The organism is Streptomyces sp. NPDC001851 (genome assembly GCF_040297165.1).
GTDB lineage: Bacteria > Actinomycetota > Actinomycetes > Streptomycetales > Streptomycetaceae > Streptomyces.
The window spans coordinates 134429-154417 of sequence record NZ_JBEOYR010000008.1; the positions used below are offsets into that span (position 1 = coordinate 134429).

Annotated in this window: 22 protein-coding genes; 9 read left to right on the top strand and 13 right to left on the bottom strand. The window is 72.4% G+C overall.

What is annotated here, in order from left to right:
- Window positions 1-39 precede the first annotated feature (39 nt).
- The 6 genes from ABT171_RS13875 to ABT171_RS13900 all read right to left on the bottom strand — a co-directional run bounded on the left by ABT171_RS13875 (window position 40) and on the right by ABT171_RS13900 (window position 7382).
- A complete protein-coding gene (locus tag ABT171_RS13875) occupies window positions 40-1059 on the bottom strand; it encodes a hemolysin family protein (RefSeq protein ID WP_351243192.1) in 1020 nt (339 codons plus the stop codon).
- Window positions 1056-2399, bottom strand: a complete 1344-nt coding sequence (locus ABT171_RS13880; RefSeq protein WP_351243194.1) for a hemolysin family protein — start codon at window positions 2397-2399, stop codon at window positions 1056-1058. The genes ABT171_RS13875 and ABT171_RS13880 overlap by 4 nt, the downstream gene beginning before the upstream one ends.
- Before the next feature lie 152 nt (window positions 2400-2551).
- Complete coding sequence (locus ABT171_RS13885) at window positions 2552-2977, bottom strand: GNAT family N-acetyltransferase (protein ID WP_351243566.1); 426 nt, start codon at window positions 2975-2977, stop codon at window positions 2552-2554.
- 57 nt (window positions 2978-3034) lie between these two features.
- Window positions 3035-3922: a TIGR03621 family F420-dependent LLM class oxidoreductase gene (locus ABT171_RS13890; RefSeq protein WP_351243196.1), complete on the bottom strand. Its 888-nt coding sequence runs from the start codon at window positions 3920-3922 to the stop codon at window positions 3035-3037.
- A 78-nt stretch (window positions 3923-4000) separates the two neighbouring features.
- Window positions 4001-6568, bottom strand: coding sequence for an ABC transporter permease (locus ABT171_RS13895; RefSeq protein WP_351243198.1), 2568 nt, complete (start codon window positions 6566-6568; stop codon window positions 4001-4003).
- A 4-nt stretch (window positions 6569-6572) separates the two neighbouring features.
- Window positions 6573-7382, bottom strand: a complete 810-nt coding sequence (locus ABT171_RS13900; RefSeq protein WP_351243200.1) for an ABC transporter ATP-binding protein — start codon at window positions 7380-7382, stop codon at window positions 6573-6575.
- 117 nt (window positions 7383-7499) lie between these two features.
- On the opposite strand from ABT171_RS13900, the gene ABT171_RS13905 reads away from it, so the two are divergent.
- Both ABT171_RS13905 and ABT171_RS13910 read left to right on the top strand, forming a co-directional pair.
- Window positions 7500-7742 carry a toxin-antitoxin system HicB family antitoxin gene (locus ABT171_RS13905; RefSeq protein ID WP_351243202.1) on the top strand — a complete coding sequence of 81 codons (243 nt, stop codon included), beginning with the start codon at window positions 7500-7502 and terminating at the stop codon, window positions 7740-7742.
- Between the two features lie 4 nt (window positions 7743-7746).
- The gene (locus ABT171_RS13910) at window positions 7747-8121 is read left to right on the top strand and encodes a fic family toxin-antitoxin system, toxin component (protein WP_351243204.1); all 375 of its coding nucleotides are present in this window, start codon (window positions 7747-7749) and stop codon (window positions 8119-8121) included.
- Here the strand turns inward: ABT171_RS13910 and ABT171_RS13915 are convergent, their stop codons facing one another.
- The 4 genes from ABT171_RS13915 to bioB form a co-directional block, all read right to left on the bottom strand.
- Window positions 8122-8811, bottom strand: a complete 690-nt coding sequence (locus ABT171_RS13915; RefSeq protein WP_351243206.1) for a class I SAM-dependent methyltransferase — start codon at window positions 8809-8811, stop codon at window positions 8122-8124.
- A gap of 132 nt (window positions 8812-8943) precedes the next feature.
- Entirely contained in the window at window positions 8944-9660 is a 717-nt protein-coding gene (bioD, locus tag ABT171_RS13920) for a dethiobiotin synthase (RefSeq protein ID WP_351243208.1), read from the bottom strand.
- 1 nt (window position 9661) lies between these two features.
- Window positions 9662-10960 (bottom strand): adenosylmethionine--8-amino-7-oxononanoate transaminase, encoded by a 1299-nt coding sequence (locus ABT171_RS13925; RefSeq protein ID WP_351243210.1) that lies wholly within the window; start codon window positions 10958-10960, stop codon window positions 9662-9664.
- Window positions 10953-12158, bottom strand: a complete 1206-nt coding sequence (gene bioB / locus ABT171_RS13930; protein WP_351243212.1) for a biotin synthase BioB — start codon at window positions 12156-12158, stop codon at window positions 10953-10955. The genes ABT171_RS13925 and bioB overlap by 8 nt, the downstream gene beginning before the upstream one ends.
- Window positions 12159-12306: 148 nt before the next feature.
- Here bioB and ABT171_RS13935 point away from each other — a divergent pair, with 148 nt between their 5' ends.
- Window positions 12307-13434, top strand: a complete 1128-nt coding sequence (locus ABT171_RS13935; protein ID WP_351243214.1) for an 8-amino-7-oxononanoate synthase — start codon at window positions 12307-12309, stop codon at window positions 13432-13434.
- Between the two features lie 60 nt (window positions 13435-13494).
- On the opposite strand, the gene ABT171_RS13940 is transcribed toward ABT171_RS13935, so the two are convergent.
- Window positions 13495-13716, bottom strand: coding sequence for a DUF397 domain-containing protein (locus ABT171_RS13940; protein ID WP_351243216.1), 222 nt, complete (start codon window positions 13714-13716; stop codon window positions 13495-13497).
- Window positions 13717-13725: 9 nt separating this feature from the next.
- On the bottom strand, window positions 13726-14586 hold the full coding sequence (locus ABT171_RS13945; protein WP_351243218.1) for a helix-turn-helix domain-containing protein: 861 nt from the start codon (window positions 14584-14586) through the stop codon (window positions 13726-13728).
- A gap of 212 nt (window positions 14587-14798) precedes the next feature.
- Here ABT171_RS13945 and ABT171_RS13950 point away from each other — a divergent pair, with 212 nt between their 5' ends.
- Complete coding sequence (locus tag ABT171_RS13950; protein WP_351243220.1) at window positions 14799-15257, top strand: ATP-binding protein; 459 nt, start codon at window positions 14799-14801, stop codon at window positions 15255-15257.
- A gap of 235 nt (window positions 15258-15492) precedes the next feature.
- Window positions 15493-15630: a hypothetical protein gene (locus ABT171_RS13955; RefSeq protein ID WP_351243222.1), complete on the top strand. Its 138-nt coding sequence runs from the start codon at window positions 15493-15495 to the stop codon at window positions 15628-15630.
- A 7-nt stretch (window positions 15631-15637) separates the two neighbouring features.
- Here the strand turns inward: ABT171_RS13955 and ABT171_RS13960 are convergent, their stop codons facing one another.
- On the bottom strand, window positions 15638-16111 hold the full coding sequence (locus tag ABT171_RS13960) for a C40 family peptidase (protein ID WP_351243224.1): 474 nt from the start codon (window positions 16109-16111) through the stop codon (window positions 15638-15640).
- A 1012-nt stretch (window positions 16112-17123) separates the two neighbouring features.
- Between ABT171_RS13960 and ABT171_RS13965 the strand changes: the two genes are divergently transcribed.
- The 4 genes from ABT171_RS13965 to ABT171_RS13980 all read left to right on the top strand — a co-directional run bounded on the left by ABT171_RS13965 (window position 17124) and on the right by ABT171_RS13980 (window position 19981).
- The gene (locus ABT171_RS13965; protein WP_351243226.1) at window positions 17124-17414 is read left to right on the top strand and encodes a type II toxin-antitoxin system Phd/YefM family antitoxin; all 291 of its coding nucleotides are present in this window, start codon (window positions 17124-17126) and stop codon (window positions 17412-17414) included.
- 227 nt (window positions 17415-17641) lie between these two features.
- Window positions 17642-17944: an urease subunit gamma gene (locus ABT171_RS13970; protein WP_031160134.1), complete on the top strand. Its 303-nt coding sequence runs from the start codon at window positions 17642-17644 to the stop codon at window positions 17942-17944.
- 11 nt (window positions 17945-17955) lie between these two features.
- Entirely contained in the window at window positions 17956-18267 is a 312-nt protein-coding gene (locus ABT171_RS13975) for an urease subunit beta (protein WP_055709741.1), read from the top strand.
- Entirely contained in the window at window positions 18260-19981 is a 1722-nt protein-coding gene (locus ABT171_RS13980) for an urease subunit alpha (RefSeq protein WP_351243229.1), read from the top strand. Before ABT171_RS13975 ends, ABT171_RS13980 begins: the two co-directional genes overlap by 8 nt.
- Window positions 19982-19989: the final 8 nt, after the last annotated feature.

The following is a 19989-nucleotide window of genomic DNA, read 5'->3' on the forward strand; positions in this document are numbered from 1 at the left end:
CCGGTCGGTCGGCCCCGAGACGCCCGGCGGAACCCGGTGTCATCCCGGAGCCGGCTGCCCGAACAGCTGCCGCAGCACGTCCTCCATGGTCACCAGGCCGGCCAGCCGGCCGTCGTCCCCGAGCACAGCCGCCAGATGCGTACGGCTGCCGCGCATCGCGGTGAGCACGTCGTCCAGCGGGGTGCCCTCCCGGACCCGCGCGATGGGCCGCATGTCCCGCAGCCGGAACGGCACGTCCCGGGGCGAGGCGTCCAGCGCGTCCTTGATGTGCAGATAGCCCACGATCCGCCGGCCCACGTCGACCACCGGGAACCGGGAGAAGCCCGACTCGGCCGACAGCCGCTCCAGCTGCTCGGGAGTGACGCCCACGCGCGCGTACACCACGCGTTCCAGCGGCACCACGACGTCCCGCACGGGCCGGCTGCCCAGCTCCAGGGCGTCGTGCAGCCGTTCCTGCGCCCGGTCGTCGATGAGGCCCGCCTCGCTGGCGTCCTTGACGATCTCGGCGAGTTCGGTGTCCGTGAAGGTCGCCGCGACCTCGTCCCTGGCCTCCACCCGCAGCAGCTTCAGCAGCCCGTTCGCGAAGGCGTTGACCGCGAAGATCACCGGGCGCAGGGCCCGGGACAGCGCGACGAGCGGCGGGCCGAGCAGCAGCGCGCTGCGCACCGGCTCGGCGAGCGCGATGTTCTTCGGGACCATCTCGCCCAGCAGCATGTGCAGATAGGTCGCCAGGGCCAGCGCGATCACGAAGGACACCGCGTGGCCCGCGCCCACGGGTACACCGACCACGCGGAACACCGGCTCCAGCAGATGCGCGATCGCCGGCTCGGCGACCACACCCAGGACCAGGGTGCACAGCGTGATGCCGAGCTGGGCGGCGGCCAGCAGCGCCGAGACGTGCTCCAGGCCCCACAGCACGGCCTTCGCACGCCGGTCGCCCTCCTGGGCCAGCGGCTCGACCTGCGAGCGGCGCACGGAGATCAGCGCGAACTCGGCGCCGACGAAGAAGGCGTTGACGACCAGGGTGGCCAGCCCGATCAGCAGCTGTACGGCGGTCATCGCGCCTCCCCCGGGGTCTCGTGGGCCTGTTCGTCGTCCAGCGGCGCGTGCAGCAGCACCCGCGCCGCCCGGCGGCCCGAGGCGTCCACCACGTCCAGCCGCCAGCCTCCGACCTCGACCGTGTCACCGGTCCGCGGTATCCGGCCCAGCAGGGTCGCGACCAGCCCGGCCAGGGTCTCGTACGGCCCCTCGGGCACCCGCAGGCCCACGCGCGCGAGCTGGTCGGTGCGGGCGGCGCCGTCGGCCGAGTACAGGGCCCGCCCCTCCTCGTCCGCCCCGGCGGGGGCGAGGTCCGGCGTCTCGTGCGGGTCGTGCTCGTCCCGTACCTCGCCGACGACCTCCTCGACGATGTCCTCCAGGGTCGCCACGCCGGCCGTGCCGCCGTACTCGTCGATGACGACGGCCATGGTGCGCCGGCCGCCGAGGCGGTCCAGCAGCCGGTCGACGGTCAGGGACTCGGGCACGAGCAGCGGCTCGCGCATCACCTGGGCGACGGTGCGGTGGCGCCGCTGGTCGGCGGGGACGGCCAGCACGTCCTTGATGTGGGCGGTGCCGACGACCGAGTCCAGGGTGCCCCGGTAGACCGGGAAGCGGCTCAGCCCGGTGGCCCGGGTCGCGTTGGCCACGTCCTCGCAGGTGGCCTGGGTGTCGAGGGCGACGACCTGGACGCGCGGGGTCATCACGTTCTCCGCGGTCAGGTCGGCCAGGTTCAGCGTGCGCACGAACAGCTCGGCGGTGTCCGGCTCCAGTGCGCCCTGCTTGGCGGAGTGCCGGGCGAGCGCCGCCAGCTCCTGCGGTCCGCGCGCGGAGGCCAGCTCCTCGGCGGGCTCGATGCCGAGCCGGCGCACGAAACGGTTGGCCGTGTTGTTCAGGTGCGTGATGAAGGGCCGGAAGGCGGCACTGAACCAGCGCTGCGGATTGCCCACCCGCTTGGCCACGGCCAGCGGCGAGGAGATCGCCCAGTTCTTCGGCACCAGCTCGCCGACGACCATCAGGAACACCGTCGACAGGGCCGTACCGAGCACCAGGGCGGCCGAACCCGCCGCGCCGCCCGACAGCCCCACCGCCCGGAACGGACCGGCGAGCAGCTTGGCGATGGACGGCTCGGCGAGCATGCCGACCACCAGGTTGGTCACGGTGATGCCGAGCTGGGCGCCGGAGAGCTGGAAGGTCAGGTTCCGTGCGGCCTTCAGGGCGCCGGCGGCGCCGCGTTCGCCGCGCTGGGCGGCTCGCTCCAGTTCACCGCGCTCCACCGTGGTCAGCGAGAACTCCGCGGCCACGAAGGCACCACAGGCGAGCGACAGCAGGATCGCCACCAGAAGCAGGAGCACTTCGGTCATCGGGTCACCCCCGTCCCATGATCGGACAGGGCAGGGTGGGGCGCGCGGTGGCGCGTACTGGGAGGCTCGCCCATGGGCGGACGCTCACAACCTTTCATAGAGGGCCGAGTGCTCCCTCAATGGTAAAGGATGAGCAAAGGAATCCCGGTGGCTCAGTCGGTGAGCGGCTTCACCCAGCGCCGCCAGTGCTCCTCCGGGCCGTAACCGGCCGCGCTCCAGGCGTGCTGCGCCCGCTCGTTGCGGACCAGCACCATCGCGTCCGCGCGCCGCCCGCCGAGCCGTACGAACCGCTCCTCGGCGGCGGCCAGCAGCGCCGAGCCGATGCCCCGCCGGCGCCGCTCCGGATGCACCGCGAGCCGGTACAGATGGCAGCGCCAGCCGTCGAAGCCCGCGATCACCGTGCCCACCAGCTCGCCACCCTGCTCGGCGAGGATCAGGGCCTCCGGGTCGCGGGCCACCAGCCGCTCCACCCCGTCCCGGTCGTCGCTGATGCTCGTGCCCTCGGCGGCCGTCTTCCAGAAGGCGAGGACGGCGTCGAGGTCGGTGTGGACCGCCGGGCGTATACGCAGATCAGTCAGCAGATCAGTCATGTGATCATCCGATCACGGGGTGGGTGTCCCGCACGCGGGTTTCCGTCATGCGGACTCCTCGCGCAGCCGCTCCATCACCGGCGCGAAGGCCTCCATGTACGGCTCCAGGACGGTCAGGTACGAGAACCCGAACCGCTCGCGCTGGGCCCGCGCCCGTGCGACGACGTCCTCCAGCGGGCCGGCCAGCACGACGGGCAGTGCCAGCGCGTCCTCCAGGGTCAGCCGCGACTGCCGCTCCAGCAGCGGCTCCAGCACCGGTTCGGGGTCGTCCGTGACCGCCACGAGCTGGACGAGCAGGTTCAGTTCCGCCTCTTGTGCCCGGCCTGCCGCGAGGCTCCGGTAACGCGCCACCCGTTCGTCCAGCTCGTCGGCGGAGAGCGGCTCCAGCCCGCCGGGTGTCCTCCCCGGCCGGGCCCCGGTGAAGGCCGCGATGTCCGCGCGCTCGGCGGTCAGCCGCAGCATCCGGTCGCCGTTGGCGCCGATCAGCAGCGGCACCCGGGGCTGGGCGGGGCGCGGCCGGTGTTCGGGGGAGCCGAGCAGCCGGTCCAGTTCCGCCACCGTACGGCGCAGGTGGTCCACCCGCTCGCCCGGCGAGTCGTACGGCAGCCCGGCCGCCTCGTGCTCGGCCGGTACGTAGCCGGTGCCCAGGCCGAGTTCGAGGCGCCCGCCGGTGAGCGCGTCCGTGGTCGCCACCTCGCGGGCCAGCAGCGCCGGGTTCCAGAATCCCGCGTTGAGCACGAACGTGCCCAGGCGGGGACGCTCGGTCGCCGCGGCCGCCGCGACCAGTGCCGGGAAGGGGGCGACCATGCCGAGGTGATCCGGGACGAGGATCACGTCGTACCCCAGCTCCTCGGCGCGCCGGCACTTCGCGCGCCACTCGGCGGCGGGCGCGGGCGTGAGCAGATTGACCCCGAAGCGGAACGGACGCGGCATGGACTCTCCTCGCGGGCCGGTGACGTGAGCCTGGTCCCGCGATTCCATCACCTCCGCCGCACGCTCGGCAGGGCGCCCTCACTCGTGGGCGATCGCCGCCAGCACGTTCATCCGTGACGCCCGCAGCGCCGGCAGCAGAGCCGCCACCACGCCCACCACGGCGGCACCCACCACGACGGCGACGATCGTGGTCCAGGGGAACGCCAGCGCCGTCAGCCCGCGCAGGGCCAGCACCCGCTGCATGCACACCCCCCACACGAGCCCCAGCCCCAGCCCGAGCACCGCGCCGAACACCGCGATCACCACCGACTCCAGCCGGATCATCCGGCGCAGCTGCCGCCGTCCCAGCCCGATCGCGCGCAGCAGCCCGATCTCGCGGGTGCGCTCCACCACCGACAGGGCAAGGGTGTTGACCACACCGAGCACGGCGATGACGATCGCCAGTCCGAGCAGCGCGTACACCAGGTAGAGCAGCACGGCGATCTGCTGGTGGACCAGCTGCTTGTAGTCGGTCTGGTTGCGCACCTGGACCTGCGGGAACGGTTCGAGCGCCCGTTCCAGACGGGGCCGCAGGTCCTGCGGTTCCGTTCCGGTGGCCGCGTTGACGTAGAGCGCGGAGTCCTGGGCTCCGGGCGCGTACTCCGCAAGGGTCGCCAGGCCGAAGTAGATGCCCCCTTGAGTGCCGAAGCCCTCCGTCGGGGCCTGGTCGGTCAGCGCGGCGACGGTCAGCTCGGTGTGCCGTCCGCCCGGGAACTCGACGGGGAGGACGCTGCCGACGCGCACGCCGTGGTCCCTGGCGAAGTCGGCGTCCATGGCGAGGTGTCCGGCCGCCAGCGCGGCCCGTGAACCGCCCCGCGTGTAGGTGATGTGCAGGACGTCGTCGAACCCGGACCCGTACGCCGCGGCGGTCGTTCGGACCTCGTCCCCCTTCGGCAGCCGCACGGCGACCGGAGTGAGCCGCTGCCGTACGACGAGCCCGACGCCGTGCGTCGCGGCCACCGTGTCCCGCACCTGCCCGGTGAACGGGGCGAAGCTGGTGTTCTGGACGATGAAGTCGGCGCCGAGGTTCTTGTCGATCTGCCGGTCGAACGACGCGGACATCGAGGCGCTCGCCACCGACATCCCGCCGACCAGGGCGAGGCCCACCATGAGCGCGGCGGCCGTGGCGCCCGTACGCCGCGGGTTGCGCAGGGCGTTGCGCTGGCTCATCCGGCCGACCGGGCCGAACAGCGCGGGAAACGCGCCACCCAGCACCCGGATCACCGGCCGCACCAGCAGCGGTCCTGCCACCACGGTCGCGATCAGCGTCAGGACCACGCCGAGCCCCAGCAGCGAGGCGGCCTGCGCGGTCCTGGTGGCCGCCGCGCACCCGGCCAGCGCCGCCGCGCCGGCCACCCCGACCACCGCCCCGACGACCGCCCGCACCGTCAGCGGTTTGCCCACCCCGGCGACCTCGGCGTCGGCGAGCGCCGCCATCGGCGAAACGGCCGCCGCGCGCCGGGCGGGCAGATAGGCGGCCACGAAGGTGACGCCGAGACCGATGGCATACGCCGCGACGGGCGTGGCCCAGCCGATGACCATCTCCGTGGCCTTCAGGTTCATCCCGAACGCGCTCATCAGCCGGATCAGCCCCAGCGCCAGCCCGATACCGGTCAGGAGACCGAGTGTCGAACCGACCAGCCCGAGCAGCAGCGCCTCCGTGAGCACCGAACGCCGCACCTGCCCGCGGTCCGCGCCCAGGGCCCGCAGCAGGCCCAGCTCGCGCGTGCGCTGGGCGATCAGCATGGAGAAGGTGTTGACGATCAGGAACACGCCCACGAGCAGGGCGACACCGGCGAAGCCCAGCATCACGTACTTGATCACGTCGAGGAAGGTGCCGAGGCCGGCCGCCGCCGACTTGGCCTGTTCACCGGCGGTCTTCAGGTCGTAGGTGCCGGTGCCGATCGCCTGTCCGACACGCTGCTTGAGCTGTGCGTCGGTCACTCCCGGAGCCGCGTCCACCGAGATGCTGGTCGCCTTGGCGGCCGACCCGAGCAGTTCCCGGGCCGCGACCGCCGGGTCCAGGAAGACCAGCGCGGCGCCGGGGTTGGTGGTGGTGAACGTGGCGATGCCGACCACCCGCACCCGGAAGGTGCCCGGCTGTGCCTGCACGGTCAGCGTGTCGCCGATCCGTACGTGCCGCTTGCCGGCCGTGTCGGCGTCCAGCAGCGCCTCACCGGCACCCCGCGGCGCATGGCCGGAGGTGAGCCGCACCGGGCTGCGCTGCGTGACGTACCAGGCCGTCGCGAGGGTCGGGGCGCCCGTGGTCGGGCCGACGGACTTGTTGCGGGCGTCGACCACGACGGCGTTCTCCACCGACACCTCGGCGCGGGCCGCCGCGACCCCGTCGACCTTCGCCACGCGGTCCCGCAGCGCGGCGGGCAGGGTCTGCACCGCACCGCTCAGCCGGGCCGACCGCAGATCCTGCTTCGGCTGGACCGTCACATCGGCGGCGGTGGAGGCGAACAGCCGGTCGAAGGTACGCGTCACGGTGTCGGAGAAGATCAGACTGCCCGCGACGAACGCCACGGAAAGGATCACGGCCAGCGCGGACAGCGCGAGCCGCCCCTTGTGCGCGAGGAAGCTCCTCAGGGTCGCCTTCAGCACCGGGTCAGCCCTCCTGCACGGTGCCGTCGCCGAGCCGGCCCCGGACCACGTCGAACTGCTTCATGCGTTCCAGTACGGAGTCCGCCGTCGGCTGCGCCATCTCGTCCACGATCCGCCCGTCGGCGAGGAAGAGCACCAGGTCGGAGTGGGCGGCGGCGCCCGGGTCGTGCGTGACCATGACGACCGTCTGCCCGAGATCGTCCACCGCGCCGCGCAGGAAGCCCAGCACCTCCAGACCGGCCCGCGAGTCGAGGTTCCCGGTCGGCTCGTCGGCGAAGATCAGCTCCGGTCGGGAGGCCAGCGCCCGTGCGCAGGCGACCCGCTGCTGCTGTCCGCCGGAGAGCTGGGCGGGCCGGTGCGTCAGCCGCCCGCGCAGCCCCAGTGTGTCGATGACCTGGTCCAGCCACCGCTGGTCGGGCCTCCGGCCCGCGATGTCCGTCGGCAGGGTGATGTTCTCGGCCGCCGTCAGGGTCGGGATCAGGTTGAACGACTGGAACATGAACCCGACCCGGTCCCGCCTGAGCCGGGTCAGCTCCCGTTCCCGCAAACCGGTGATCTCGGTGTCGCCCAGCCACACCTGACCGGCCGACACCGTGTCGAGGCCCGCCAGACAGTGCATGAGCGTGGACTTCCCCGACCCCGAGGGGCCCATCACGGCGGTGAAGCGGCCGCGCGCGATGTCCACGTCCACCGAGTCCAGGGCGATCACGGCCGTCTCTCCCGAGCCGTAGGCCTTGGTCAGTCCGCGGGCGCGGGCCGCGATTCCGCCGTTGGGCGTGCGGCCCGGGGCGTGCTGCGCAGCTGGTGTGGACAAGACAGCCTCCCGGTCGTTCGATCCGCCCGTTCCGGGCGAGCGTAAGGGACAGGCCGGCCCGGCGCAGCGCGTACGCACGCCCTTGTCTTGCTAGCGCCTCGGCGCTAGCGTCGAAGCATGGCGAAGACCCAGCTGAACGTGCGCGTGGACGAGGGCACCGCCCGCGCGGCCCGCGAACGCGCCCTGGCCCGTGGCATCAGCGTCAACCGCTATATCGAAGAGCTGGTCAGACAGGACACCGGGGAAGCCGGCCGTACGTTCGTCGAGGCCGCCGCCGACTTCATGAAGCAGTACGAGTCCGTGTTCGCCGAGGAGTTCGCCGAGACCCCCCGCGGTTCCGGCACCGGGGACGGCCGCTGATCCCTTGAACGACCTCCGTATCGACCTCGCCTGGCTCCTCATGCTCGCCGAACAGAAGACGCCCGGGGACCCGCAGGTCACCGACTGGGGCGCGCTGGTCGCCGCCGTCGCCCGGCACCGCGCCGAGATCTTCGGTGTGCCGGTCTACGACGACCCGCACGCCCGTGCCGCCTCCCTGCTGCAGCTGCTGATCCACCTGCCGGCGCTGGAGCGCTCCAACGCGCTGTTCGCCTCGGCGGTCGCCTATGCCTACCTCGTCGCCAGCGGCGTGAAGGTGGTCACCACGCCCGAGCAGGTGCGCGACCTCGCCCGGCTGGTCAAGCAGGGCGCGGCCGACGTGGACGACATCGCGCGGCAGCTGCGGCGCTGGAGCCTGTGATCAGCGCGCGGGCGGCTCGTCCGGACGCCAGGCGACGCCGAGCGTGCAGTACGACGCCGGCAGCGCCGGACCGTTCTCCGGCACCATCACGCGCCGGTGCGGGCCGAGCGCGAACCCGGCCTCGCGCAGCGCGGCCACCGGCCGGCGGGCCACATGACATCCGCCGGTGAGCAGCGGCCACAGGGTCCGGTCCAGCGTGCGCTGGGTCACCGTCATCAGGGGGCCGCCGCCCCGGCCGTGCTCGAAGAACCGCACCTGGCCGCCCGGCCTGAGCACCCGCCGCACCTCGCTCAGCGCCCGCGGTACGTCCCGCACACTGCACAGCACCAGGGACAGCACGGCCGCGTCGAAGGCCTCGCTCTTGACCGGCAGCGCCTCGGCGGCGCCCGGCACCACGTCGACCGGCACCTCGGCGCGCAGGGCCGCGTCGAGCGCCAACTTCCTGAGCAGCGGCTCCGGTTCGATCGCCACGACCTCCGCCACGGTGCCCGGATAGTGCGAGAAGTTCAGCCCGTTGCCGGCGCCGATCTCGATCACCCGCCCGGACAGCCCGGCGAGCAGCCGCTCGCGCACCCCGGCCATGCCCAGCCGGGTCTCGGCGCTCACGCTGTACCGGGCGTAGCAGCGGGCGGACAGCGGATGGCGCACGGGACTCCGCGCGACCTTGCCGGAACCGGACAGCAGCCGCATGGCGAACCTCCCCGACGGACGGCCTGGGGGGAGTGTCCCCCGTACGACGCCCTCGCACCCCCGGCGTCGGCGACCCGACTCGACCGGCCGGCGGTCACACCCCGGGCCCGCGCCCGGGGTGTGCCGTTCCCGCTACGGCGCCTCGCGGACCTGGAAGGCTTCCGCGTCCCAGGTGCCGTCCAGGCGGGGGGCCAGCCAGGTCGGTGCCGCCGCGCGGAACGCGGCCGGTGACAGCGTCGCCGCCCCGGAGGGGATCGCGCCGAGGAGGGGAGCCGCCGCGACCTCCGGCAGCTCGGTGACGTTGCAGCGGGTGGCGAGGTCGGGGGAGTCGGGCCAGCTGCCGATCACGATGCCCGCCGGCTCCAGCCCGCGGCGCCGTAGTTCGAGTGCTGTCAGCTCCGTCGCGTTGAGCGTGCCCAGACCGGCCTGGACGACGACCAGCACCGGCGCGTCCAGCAGCCGCGCCGCGTCGGCCAGGGTGCCGCCGGCCGCGTCGAACCGGACGAGCAGTCCGCCCGCCCCCTCGACCAGCACCAGGTCGTGCTCGGCGGCCAGCTTCGCCGCCCGGTCGGCCACCTCGTGCGGATGCACGGGCGCCATGCCCGCCCGCCGGGCCGCCGTACCGGGCGCCAACGGCTCCGGATAGCGGGCGAGTTCGGTGGCCGTCACCGGGCCCGCGAGCCGCGCGACCTCGTCGGCGTCCCCGCGCTCGTCCGGCCCCACCCCCGTCTGGGCGGCCTTCAGCACGGCCACCGAGCGTCCGGCCGCGAGCGCGGCGGCGGCGACCGCGGCGGTGGTGACGGTCTTGCCGATCTCCGTGCCCGTCCCCGAGATCATCAGTACCGGCATGTCAACCCTCCCGTGCCGCGGCGCACACCGCGCGCGCGATCCGTGTCACGTCCTCGTCCGAGGTGATGTACGGCGGCATCGTGTAGATCAGGTCGCGGAACGGACGCAGCCACACGCCCTCCCGCACGGCGGCCGCGGTGGCCGCGGCCATGTCCACCTCGTGACCGAGCTGGACGACGCCGATCGCCCCGAGGACGCGGACGTCCCGGACACCGGGCAGCTCACGGGCCGGCGACAGACCCTCCCACAGGCCCGCCTCGATCCGCTTGACCTCCGCCCGCCAGTCCTGGCCGAGCAGCAGCTCGATGGAGGCGCAGGCCACTGCCGCCGCCAGCGGATTGCCCATGAACGTCGGGCCGTGCGCCAGCACCGGCACCTCGCCCCGGGAGATCCCGTCGGCGACCCGCGCGGTGCACAACGTGGCCGCCAGCGTGAGATAGCCGCCGGTCAGCGCCTTGCCCACGCACATCACATCCGGGCTGACGCCCGCGTGCTCCGCCGCGAACAGCGCACCGGTGCGGCCGAAGCCGGTGGCGATCTCGTCGAAGACGAGGAGTACGTCGTGTGCGTCGCACGCCTCGCGCAGCACCCGCAGATAGGCGGGGGAGTGGAAGCGCATCCCGCCCGCGCCCTGCACGACGGGCTCCACGATCACCGCGGCCAGCTCGTCCGCGTGCCGGGCGATCAGTTCCCGCAGGTGCTCGGCGTACGACTCCTCGTACTCCGCCGGCGGGGCGTCGGCGAACACCTGGCGCGGCAGCACGCCCGACCAGAGCGCGTGCATCCCGCCCTCGGGGTCGCACACGGACATCGGGCTCCAGGTGTCGCCGTGGTAGCCGCCCCGCCAGGTCAGCAGCCGCTGCTTGCCGGGCCTGCCGAGCGAGCGCCAGTACTGCAGGCACATCTTCACCGCGACCTCGACCGACACCGAGCCGGAGTCGGCCAGGAAGACGTGCTCAAGACCCTCTGGCGACATATCGACAAGGTGCTTCGCGAGCCGTACGGCGGGCTCGTGCGTGAGCCCGCCGAACATCACGTGGCTCATCCGCCCCAGCTGCTCGTGCGCGGCCTCGTTGAGGACCGGGTGGTTGTAGCCGTGGATCGCCGACCACCAGGAGGACATGCCGTCCACGACTTCGTCCTGGGCCCCGTCGGCGCGCCGCAGCTTCAGACGGACCCCGCTCGCCGACTCCACCACCAGCGGTTCGGCACGTCCGGGCATCGGGCCGTACGGGTGCCACACATGCCGCCGGTCCAGCGCCAGCAGGTCGGGCACGCTCAGGCCGGCCAGCTCAGGCATTGGGCGCGAGGTCCGTTCCGGCGCCCCGGCGGCGGACGGCCACGAGGTCGGGGCGCGCCTCCTGCGGGGCCGGCGCGGTCGCCGTGGCCGCCGTGCCGCACGCGCCGGCCGTCGTACCGCACCCGTCCGCGCCGTCGTGCGAGCCGCAGCCCTCGTGTGAGCCGCACACGGAGCCGCAGCCGCCCGTGGCCGCCACCCGGTGCTCCGGCAGCGTCACCTCGCCGGCGCCCTCCACCTCGAACCCGGCGTCCGCGATCATCTCCAGGTCGGCCTTGCCGGCCTGGCCCTCGCTGGTCAGGTAGTCGCCGAGGAAGATCGAGTTGGCCAGGTGCAGCGCGAGCGGCTGCATCGTACGCAGATGGACCTCGCGGCCGCCCGCGATACGGACCTCCACGTCCGGGCAGACGAACCGGACCATGGCCAGAATGCGCAGACAGCGCTGCGGGGTGAGGTTCCACTCCTTGGCCAGCGGGGTGCCCTCGAAGGGGATGAGGAAGTTCACCGGAACGGAGTCCGGGTCCAGCTCACGCAGCGAGAAGACCACGTCCACCAGGTCCTCGTCGCTCTCGCCCATGCCGGCGATCAGACCGGAGCAGGCGGACAGGCCGGCCGCGTGCGCCTTGTTCACCGTGTCCACCCGGTCGGCGTAGGTGTGGGTGGTGGTGATGTCCCCGTAGGTGGACTCCGAGGTGTTGAGGTTGTGGTTGTAGGCGTCCGCGCCGGCCTCGCGCAGCCGCTCGGCCTGGCCGTCGGAGAGCAGCCCGAGGCAGGCGCACACCTCGACGGCCTCGTTCTGCTCCTTGATCGCCTTGATGGTCTCCGAGACCCGGTCCACGTCCCGGTCGGTCGGGCCGCGTCCGCTGGCCACCAGGCACACCCGCTTGGCGCCTCCGGCCAGGCCCGCGGCGGCCGCCTGGGAGGCCTCGTCGGGCTTGAGCCAGGTGTACTTCAGGATCCCGGCCTTGGAGCCGAGCCGCTGGGAGCAGTAGGAGCAGTCCTCCGGGCACAAGCCGGACTTGAGGTTGACCAGGTAGTTGAGTTTCACGCGGCGGCCGAACCAGTGCCGGCGCACCTTGCCGGCCGCGGCCACCACATCGAGCACGTCGTCGTCGGAGGTGGCCAGTACGGCGAGTGCTTCCTCGCGGGTCGGCAGCTCGCGCCGAAGCCCCTTGTCCACCAGCGTGTTCAGCAGGTCCATGAGGTCCGATCCTGTCCTACGGGACCGCCTCGGGCCAAGGTAGAGACCGCACAACGGAGACGGATCACCGTGTGGGTATTGCCACACCCTGTGCGGCTGGTCCTGCCGCTAGTGTCTGTCCGCTACCTACAAAATCATCGGAGGAGCCATGGCGTTCGGCTGGATCGCGGAGCAGGCGGAGGCGCGTCGGCGCGCCGGACTCGTACGGACCCTGCGCCCGCGCCCGGCCGAGTCGCCGCTGCTGGATCTGGCGAGCAACGACTACCTGGGCCTCGCCCACCACCCCGAGGTCACCGAAGGGGCCGCGCGGGCCGCCCGGGTCTGGGGCGGCGGCTCGACCGGCTCCCGGCTGGTCACCGGCACCACCGAGCTGCACACCGAACTGGAGCGCGAGCTGGCCGCGTTCTGCGGCTTCGAGGCGGCGCTGGTCTTCTCCTCCGGTTACGCCGCCAACCTGGCCGCGGTCACCGCGCTCGGCCCGCATGGCTCGCTGATCGTCTCCGACGCCGGCAACCACGCCTCCCTCATCGACGGCTGCCGGCTCGCCCGGGGCGAGCGGCAGGTCGTCGGGCACGCCGACCCGGAAGCGGTGCGCAAGGCCCTGGCCGGCCATCAGGGACCGGCGATCGTCGTCTCCGACACGGTGTTCTCGGTGGACGGCGACCGGGCGCCGCTGGCCGAGCTCGCCGAGGCCTGCCGGGAGTACGGCGCGGGGCTCGTCGTGGACGACGCGCACGGCCTCGGGGTGCTGGGCGACGGCGGCCGGGGCGCGCCGTACGCGGCCGGGCTGGCCGGCGCCGGGGACGTGGTGGTCACGGCCACCCTGTCCAAGTCGCTCGGCAGCCAGGGCGGAGTGGTGCTCGGCCCGGCGCCGGTGATCGACCACCTGGTCAACGCGGCCCGGACCTTCATCTTCGACACGGGCCTGGCCCCGGCGGCGGCCGGGGCCGCGCTCTCGGCACTGCGGCTGCTCGTCCGCGAACCGCAGCGCGCCGCGCGCGCCCGCGAAGTGGCCGCCGAACTGCACGCACGGCTGACCGCGGCGGGTCTGGAAGCGGTGCGTCCGGACGCCGCGGTGGTCTCCGTGCGGGCTCCGTCCCCGGAGCAGGCCGTGCGCTGGGCGGCCGACTGCCGCACGGCAGGGCTGGCCGTGGGCTGCTTCCGTCCTCCTTCCGTGCCCGACGGCATCTCACGGCTGCGGCTGACCGCCCGCGCGGACCTGTCCGGGGCCGAGATCGAACGCGCTGTACGGGTGATCGGCGAAACGCGACCATGAGTCGGCGTGACACGGCCGTGCTTCGCGTGTGGTCGTCTTCGGGCCGGTGACCGTCCCGGGTCAGAGGGCGGTGAGGAAACCGGTCCAGCTCCCGGCGGAGAAGAGCAGCGCCGGTCCGGCCGGGCGCTTGGAGTCGCGCACGGCGAGCAGTCCGGCCCCGGGGCCGGAGCGCGGCCGGGCCGTCTCCACGCAGTTGTTGGCTCCCGTGCTGTAGCTGCTGCGCAGCCAGCGCACGTCGTAAAGGTCGGTACTGGCAGGGACGTTCCGAGGCAGTGCTGACATGGTCCCTCCTTACGCGCCGTCACCTATTCCGGCGAGGTAATCCAACGTGTCCTCGGGTGAAAGGGCATGCATGCGAAGGGTGTCGAAGGCCTCCGAGTAGGCCATGAGGTCTTCTTTCCGCTCCAGGTAGAGGCTACTCGTCAACTGGTCGAGAACAACAACATCCAGATCAGAAGTGCTCGGAAATGAGAAGATAACGAAAGGCCCGGTGAGGCCGACATGCGCTCCCGCCCCGAACGGCAGCACCTGCAGCCGGACCTGGGGCAGACGGGCGGCCTCCATCAGCCGCGCCAGCTGCCGGTTCATCACCTCCGGGCCGCCGACCTCGCGCCGCAGCACCGCCTCGTCCAGCACCGCGCACAGCTTCAGCGGCGGGTCGGCGCGGAGCACGTCCTGCCTGGCCAGCCGCACCTCCACCAGGGCGTCCAGGCGTTCGTCGTCCAGGCCCTTCACGGCCGCCCGGGTCACCGCGCGGGCGTACTCGGGCGTCTGCAGCAGTCCGGGTACGACCGTGGTCTCCAGGGTGCGCATCGCGCTGGCCTGCGACTCCAGGCTGATGAAGTCCCGGTAGGTGGGCGGCAGCACCCCGCGGTAGGCATGCCACCACCCGTGCCGGTCGCCCGCGCCCTCGGAACCCGCCAGCATCAGCAGCAGCTCGCGCAGCTGCCCGTCCTCCACGCCGTAGGCGTCCAGGAGTAACCGCACATCCGCTGGTTTCACGCCGCTGGCACCCGTCTCGATACGGCTCACCTTCGACTGGTGCCAGCCGACCAGCCGGGCCGCCTCACCGCTCGTGAGCCCAGCACCGGTCCGCATCGTGCGCAGTTCGGCGCCCAATTTGCGGCGGCGCACTGCCGGCCCGTTCTGCATGGGCTCCTCCTTACTCCTTCCGGGCCGCCCAAATACGGTCTCGCGTCGTAGAGTTCACCGCATTGGGCGACAGATATATGCATATCTTGGTGGATCGCTCCCCGTGACGGCCCGGTGATGGCAGTCTGACGAGCAAGCACCAGTCCGGGACCGTACTCGAACCATCCGCTCCGTGTCGGACTGCGGTCCCGTGGGAAAGGGACGACGTCGCCATGGCAGACCATCTGGAAGCATCCGTCACTCTGCCGAGCGATCCCGCCTCGGTGTCCGCCGCCCGCTCCTACGTCGTGGGCACGCTGGAGGAGTGGGGTCTGCCGTCGGACACCGACGTGGCCGACACCGTTCGGCTCATCGTCTCGGAACTCGCCACGAACGCCGTACAGCACACCTTCGGTCAGTCACCCACCTTCACGGTTGACATCGCCCTCGACTGCGACGAACACCTGCGCATCGGCGTCACGGACAGTCACCCCCGCTTCCCGAAGAGACTGCCCGCGGCGGTCCAGCAGGACAACGGCCGCGGCATGGTGATCGTCCGCTGGCTCACCGCCGAGTGCGGCGGCAAGCTCCGCGTCCGCCCCACCCGTGAGGGCGGCAAGACGGTCTCCATCGAACTCCCCTGGATCATCCCGGCCGAACCGGTCCCGGCGGGGGGCCAACAGGAGCCGTAGCCCTCCGGGCGGGGGCGGTGGGCCGGTTCGCTCCAGGGCACTGCGGGGCGGGTCCGGGAGAGGAGACGTCAGACCCCTGGCGACGAGGTCGGGCGGCGCCGCCCGGGGGCGATTCCTGGGGGCGCCGGGCTCGAAGGTGCCGGGCTCGGGACGGCGGGCTCGGGCACCTCGGGATCGGGCACGAGGGGGCGACGGACGAGCGCGAGGGACGGATGGCGAGGGCTCGGGAGGCGGGGTGAGGTTGGCGTGGGGGGCGGGGAGCCGGAGGGCGGTACTGCGCCGGCCCCGGGCCGCCCGTGGGCTCCAGGCGGGCACCGGGGCGGCGCTGACGGTGCTCGGAGCGGCCCTGCTGCTGGAGCCGCTCCTGCCCTGACGTCGGGTCAGCTGACCCGGCCGTACCAGACGCTCCTGGTCCAGATCTTCTCCAGCCGCACCACGGCTCCCGTCCTCGGCGCGTGCCAGATCTTCCCGTGGCCCGCGTAGATGCCGACGTGGTAGACGCTGGAACCCGAGTGGAAGAACACCAGATCACCGGCCTTACGGCTGAGGGCCGAGATGTGGTGCGTCTTGTTGTACTGCTGGGCTGCGGTGCGCGGCAGGGTCTTGCCCGCCTTCTTGAACGAGTACAGCGTCAGCCCCGAGCAGTCGAACCTGTGCGGCCCGATGGCCCCCCACTGGTACGGAGATCCCTTCTTGGAGGCCGCGACCTCCAGTGCTTTGGTCGCGAGGGTGGCGGCCGAGGCGTCGGTGGCGAGACCAGGGACCGCGATCGAGCCGCCTACGGCGGCGAGGGTGAGGGCCGAGGCCGTGCCGGCCCGGGCCATGAGCGACGGGACACGATTCAGCGCAGTCATGCGCAACCCTTCGTCAGCCGCCTGTGAAGGATGACCTGTCGGATTCGGGCTGGCGAAGTTGCCCGGCCGCGTAGCGGCTTCACCCCAAGGGCTGCTCGGCACGTCCGGCCGTCTGAGACACACAGACGAACTTCCGTACCGGCGACCCGTCTTGCTCGGGTCCTCCACTCCTGCCGATCCACTCCGTCGACCGGTCATCCGGGCGGCGGCAGGACTCGGCGTCCGCCCGGACCGCCCCGCCGTTGTGGCGGGGGCTTGTCGTCAGACACGGATCTTCACTCACAGCTGTCTGAAAATCCCAACGGATCCGGGGATTTGTGGCGTTACTCACCACTCGCCCGTTCGAGTGGACAGAGCTCCGTTCGAGACACCGTCACATTCCGTCCGTAGCCGCCGACCTGGGGCGGAGCCTCATCTTCCGTGCTGCCGGCCCGCGCGGTGCGCAAGTCGGAAGGGCCGCGGAACGATCTGGATATACGTCGGTCGGGGGTGGGCCGTTCGGGGTGTTTCGAGCCCGCGGCGAACGGCGCGTGTCGACATCCGGGTCCGTCCGGCTGGTCGGGCGTCCGGATCGGCCGACGCCGTCGGTCGGGAGCGTGACGCGAGCGGTGCGGCGTGCACCGGCCGGAAGCCGCGGAGTCCGTGCCGGTGTGTCCCCGTGCAGCACCGTCTCGTCCCGCTGGCGCATCCGTGTGAGGGCGTCAGGCGGCTCTGCGGCCGTGCGCACCAGCGTCTGCGCCGTGCGCGGCCCGCGACGGGTGCTGGAGTCCCGCGCCGGATCGACCCTGCCCGGCAGGCCGGCCGTCTCCAGGTGACGGCCGATCAGAGCCCCTGTGCGCCGGGCATGCTCCGGCGGCCGGGCGTGATGCCGTCGACAGACCGTAGGCCGGTGTCGCGGGGGCGTCCAGGATCACGTCCGTTCCGGGTCGCGGTGTCCTTCCTCCGCCGGGCGCCCGGTGAACTCGGGGTTTTGGCAAAAATGTACAGTATGTACCTGATGTACGATGGTGCCATGGCCTACGAGATTCCGGTGACGCAAGCCAGGGCTGAACTCGCCGACCTGATCAACCGAGTGGTGTACGGCGGTGAACGCGTCGTCGTGACGCGACACGGCAAGCCGCTGGTCGCGCTGGTCTCGGCCGCCGATCTGGAGCGCCTGGACGCGCTCGACGAGCCGGCCGGGGAGCAGGTCGAGGAGCGGGTCATCAGCTCGGTCTCGGGTGTCCGTGAGGCCGGTTCCGTTCCGCGTGAACAGCAGCGGTTCGGGATCGCCGCCGAGCATCGGGGGCCCGGCGCGTCCTGAACGACGCGGGTATCGGGGGTCCCATCGCGCGGTCATCGGTGGATCAAGGTCTGGTTAACGTCGCTGAAACTCCGGCGCTCTAGCCTGCCGATCCACGCCATCAGGGGTTTTTCTGCCCGGATTGACGACGATCCCGGGCATTTGTCTGTGTGTTACATCTATCCCCGTCGCGATGGCTGCGGCAACCGGACCCCGCACGGTCCGGAGCAAGGACTGTGAGGTGGGACGTGCAACTGACCCCGCACGAACAAGAGAGGCTGCTGATCCACGTGGCGGCCGACGTGGCCGAGAAGCGCCGGGCCCGCGGGCTCCGGCTCAACCACCCGGAAGCGGTCGCCCTCATCACGTCGCACATCCTTGAGGGCGCGCGTGACGGCCGTACGGTCGCCGAACTCATGTCCTCCGGTCGCAAGCTCCTCAGCAGGGACGACGTCATGGACGGGGTCCCCGAGATGATCCACGACGTCCAGGTCGAGGCGACCTTCCCGGACGGCACCAAGCTCGTCACCGTCCACGAGCCGATCATCTGAAGAGGGCCGCGATGATTCCCGGAGAGATCCTGTTCGCGGACGACCCCGTCCTCGTCAACGAGGGCCGCGAGGTCACCCGCCTCACCGTCCTCAACGCCGCCGACCGGCCGGTCCAGGTCGGCTCCCACTACCACTTCGCCGAGGCCAATCCCGGCCTGGAGTTCGACCGTGCCGCGGCCCGCGGCAAGCGGCTGAACGTCGCGGCCGGCACCGCCGTGCGCTTCGAGCCCGGCATCCCCGTCGACGTCGAGCTCGTGCCCCTCACCGGCGCCCGGATCGTGCCGGGGCTGCGCGGGGAGACCGGAGGTGCCCTCGATGCCTGAGATCTCCCGCGGCGCCTACGCCGACCTGTTCGGCCCCACCACCGGTGACCGTATCCGGCTCGCCGACACCGACCTGCTGATCGAGATCGAGGAGGACCGCTCCGGCGGACCCGGCGCCTCCGGCGACGAGGCCGTCTTCGGCGGCGGCAAGGTCATCCGCGAGTCCATGGGCCAGTCCCGCGCCACCCGCGCCGACGGCACCCCCGACACCGTCATCACCGGCGTCGTCATCATCGACCACTGGGGCATCGTCAAGGCCGACGTCGGCATCCGCGACGGCCGGATCACCGCGATCGGCAAGGCCGGCAACCCCGACACCATGGACGGCGTCCACCCCGACCTGGTCATCGGCCCCGAGACCGAGATCATCGCGGGCAACGGGCGGATCCTCACCGCGGGCGCCATCGACGCGCACGTCCACTTCATCTGTCCCCAGGTCGCCGACGAGGCGCTGGCCTCCGGCGTCACCACCCTGGTCGGCGGCGGCACCGGCCCCGCCGAGGGCTCCAAGGCCACCACCGTCACGCCCGGCCCCTGGCACCTGGCCCGGATGCTGGAGGCGATGGAGGCCTACCCGGTCAACGTCGGCTTCCTCGGCAAGGGCAACACGGTCAGCCACGAGGCGATGCTCTCCCAGATCCGCGGCGGCGCCGTCGGCCTGAAGCTGCACGAGGACTGGGGCTCGACCCCGGCCGTCATCGACGCCGCGCTGACCGTCGCCGACCGCACCGGCATCCAGGTCGCCATCCACACGGACACCCTGAACGAGGCCGGTTTCGTCGGCGACACCCTCGCCGCGATCGCGGGCCGGGGCATCCACTCGTACCACACCGAGGGCGCCGGCGGCGGGCACGCGCCGGACATCATGACCGTGGTATCGCAGCCCAACGTGCTGCCCAGCTCCACCAACCCCACCCGCCCGTACACCGTCAACACCGCCGAGGAACACCTCGACATGCTGATGGTGTGCCACCACCTCAACCCGGCGGTCCCCGAGGACCTGGCCTTCGCCGAGTCCCGGATCCGGCCCTCCACCATCGGCGCGGAGGACGTCCTGCACGACCTCGGCGCGATCTCGATCATCTCCTCCGACTCCCAGGCCATGGGCCGCGTCGGCGAGGTGATCCTGCGCACCTGGCAGACGGCGCATGTGATGAAGCGCCGGCGGGGCGCACTGCCGGGCGACGGCCACGCGGACAACCACCGGGTGCGGCGCTATGTCGCCAAGTACACGATCAACCCGGCGCTCGCCCAGGGGCTCGCCGCCCAGATCGGCTCCGTCGAGACCGGCAAGCTCGCCGACCTGGTGCTGTGGGAGCCCGCGTTCTTCGGGGCCAAGCCGCTGCTCGTGCTCAAGGGCGGGCAGATCGCCTACGCGCAGATGGGCGACGCCAACGCCTCCATCCCCACCCCGCAGCCCATCCTGCCCCGCCCGATGTACGGCGCGATCGGCCGCGCCCCCGCCGCCAACTCGGTCAACTTCGTGGCGGAGATGGCGATCGAGGACGGGCTGCCGCAGCGGCTGGGCCTCGGCAAGCGCTTCGTGGCGATCGAGTCCACGCGCGCGGTCACCAAGGCCGACATGCGCGAGAACGACGCCCGGCCCGACGTGCGGATCGACCCCGACAGCTTCGCCGTGCACATCGACGGCGAGCTGGTCGAGGCCACCCCGGCCGCCGAACTGCCCATGGCCCAGCGTTACTTCCTGTTCTGACGGGGGCG

What these genes read in the sequence shown, in the direction of transcription:
- ABT171_RS13875 (WP_351243192.1), bottom strand. Translation starts at nt 1,059, where the DNA reads ATGACCGCCGTACAGCTGCTGATCGGGCTGGCCACCCTGGTCGTCAAC.
- ABT171_RS13880 (WP_351243194.1), bottom strand. Translation starts at nt 2,399, where the DNA reads ATGACCGAAGTGCTCCTGCTTCTGGTGGCGATCCTGCTGTCGCTCGCC.
- ABT171_RS13890 (WP_351243196.1), bottom strand. Translation starts at nt 3,922, where the DNA reads ATGCCGCGTCCGTTCCGCTTCGGGGTCAATCTGCTCACGCCCGCGCCC.
- ABT171_RS13905 (WP_351243202.1), top strand. Translation starts at nt 7,500, where the DNA reads ATGGCGAAGACCCAGCTGAACGTGCGCGTGGACGAGGGCACCGCCCGC.
- ABT171_RS13915 (WP_351243206.1), bottom strand. Translation starts at nt 8,811, where the DNA reads ATGCGGCTGCTGTCCGGTTCCGGCAAGGTCGCGCGGAGTCCCGTGCGC.
- bioD (WP_351243208.1), bottom strand. Translation starts at nt 9,660, where the DNA reads ATGCCGGTACTGATGATCTCGGGGACGGGCACGGAGATCGGCAAGACC.
- ABT171_RS13925 (WP_351243210.1), bottom strand. Translation starts at nt 10,960, where the DNA reads ATGCCTGAGCTGGCCGGCCTGAGCGTGCCCGACCTGCTGGCGCTGGAC.
- bioB (WP_351243212.1), bottom strand. Translation starts at nt 12,158, where the DNA reads ATGGACCTGCTGAACACGCTGGTGGACAAGGGGCTTCGGCGCGAGCTG.
- ABT171_RS13935 (WP_351243214.1), top strand. Translation starts at nt 12,307, where the DNA reads ATGGCGTTCGGCTGGATCGCGGAGCAGGCGGAGGCGCGTCGGCGCGCC.
- ABT171_RS13940 (WP_351243216.1), bottom strand. Translation starts at nt 13,716, where the DNA reads ATGTCAGCACTGCCTCGGAACGTCCCTGCCAGTACCGACCTTTACGAC.
- ABT171_RS13945 (WP_351243218.1), bottom strand. Translation starts at nt 14,586, where the DNA reads ATGCAGAACGGGCCGGCAGTGCGCCGCCGCAAATTGGGCGCCGAACTG.
- ABT171_RS13950 (WP_351243220.1), top strand. Translation starts at nt 14,799, where the DNA reads ATGGCAGACCATCTGGAAGCATCCGTCACTCTGCCGAGCGATCCCGCC.
- ABT171_RS13960 (WP_351243224.1), bottom strand. Translation starts at nt 16,111, where the DNA reads ATGACTGCGCTGAATCGTGTCCCGTCGCTCATGGCCCGGGCCGGCACG.
- ABT171_RS13965 (WP_351243226.1), top strand. Translation starts at nt 17,124, where the DNA reads ATGGCCTACGAGATTCCGGTGACGCAAGCCAGGGCTGAACTCGCCGAC.
- ABT171_RS13975 (WP_055709741.1), top strand. Translation starts at nt 17,956, where the DNA reads ATGATTCCCGGAGAGATCCTGTTCGCGGACGACCCCGTCCTCGTCAAC.
- ABT171_RS13980 (WP_351243229.1), top strand. Translation starts at nt 18,260, where the DNA reads ATGCCTGAGATCTCCCGCGGCGCCTACGCCGACCTGTTCGGCCCCACC.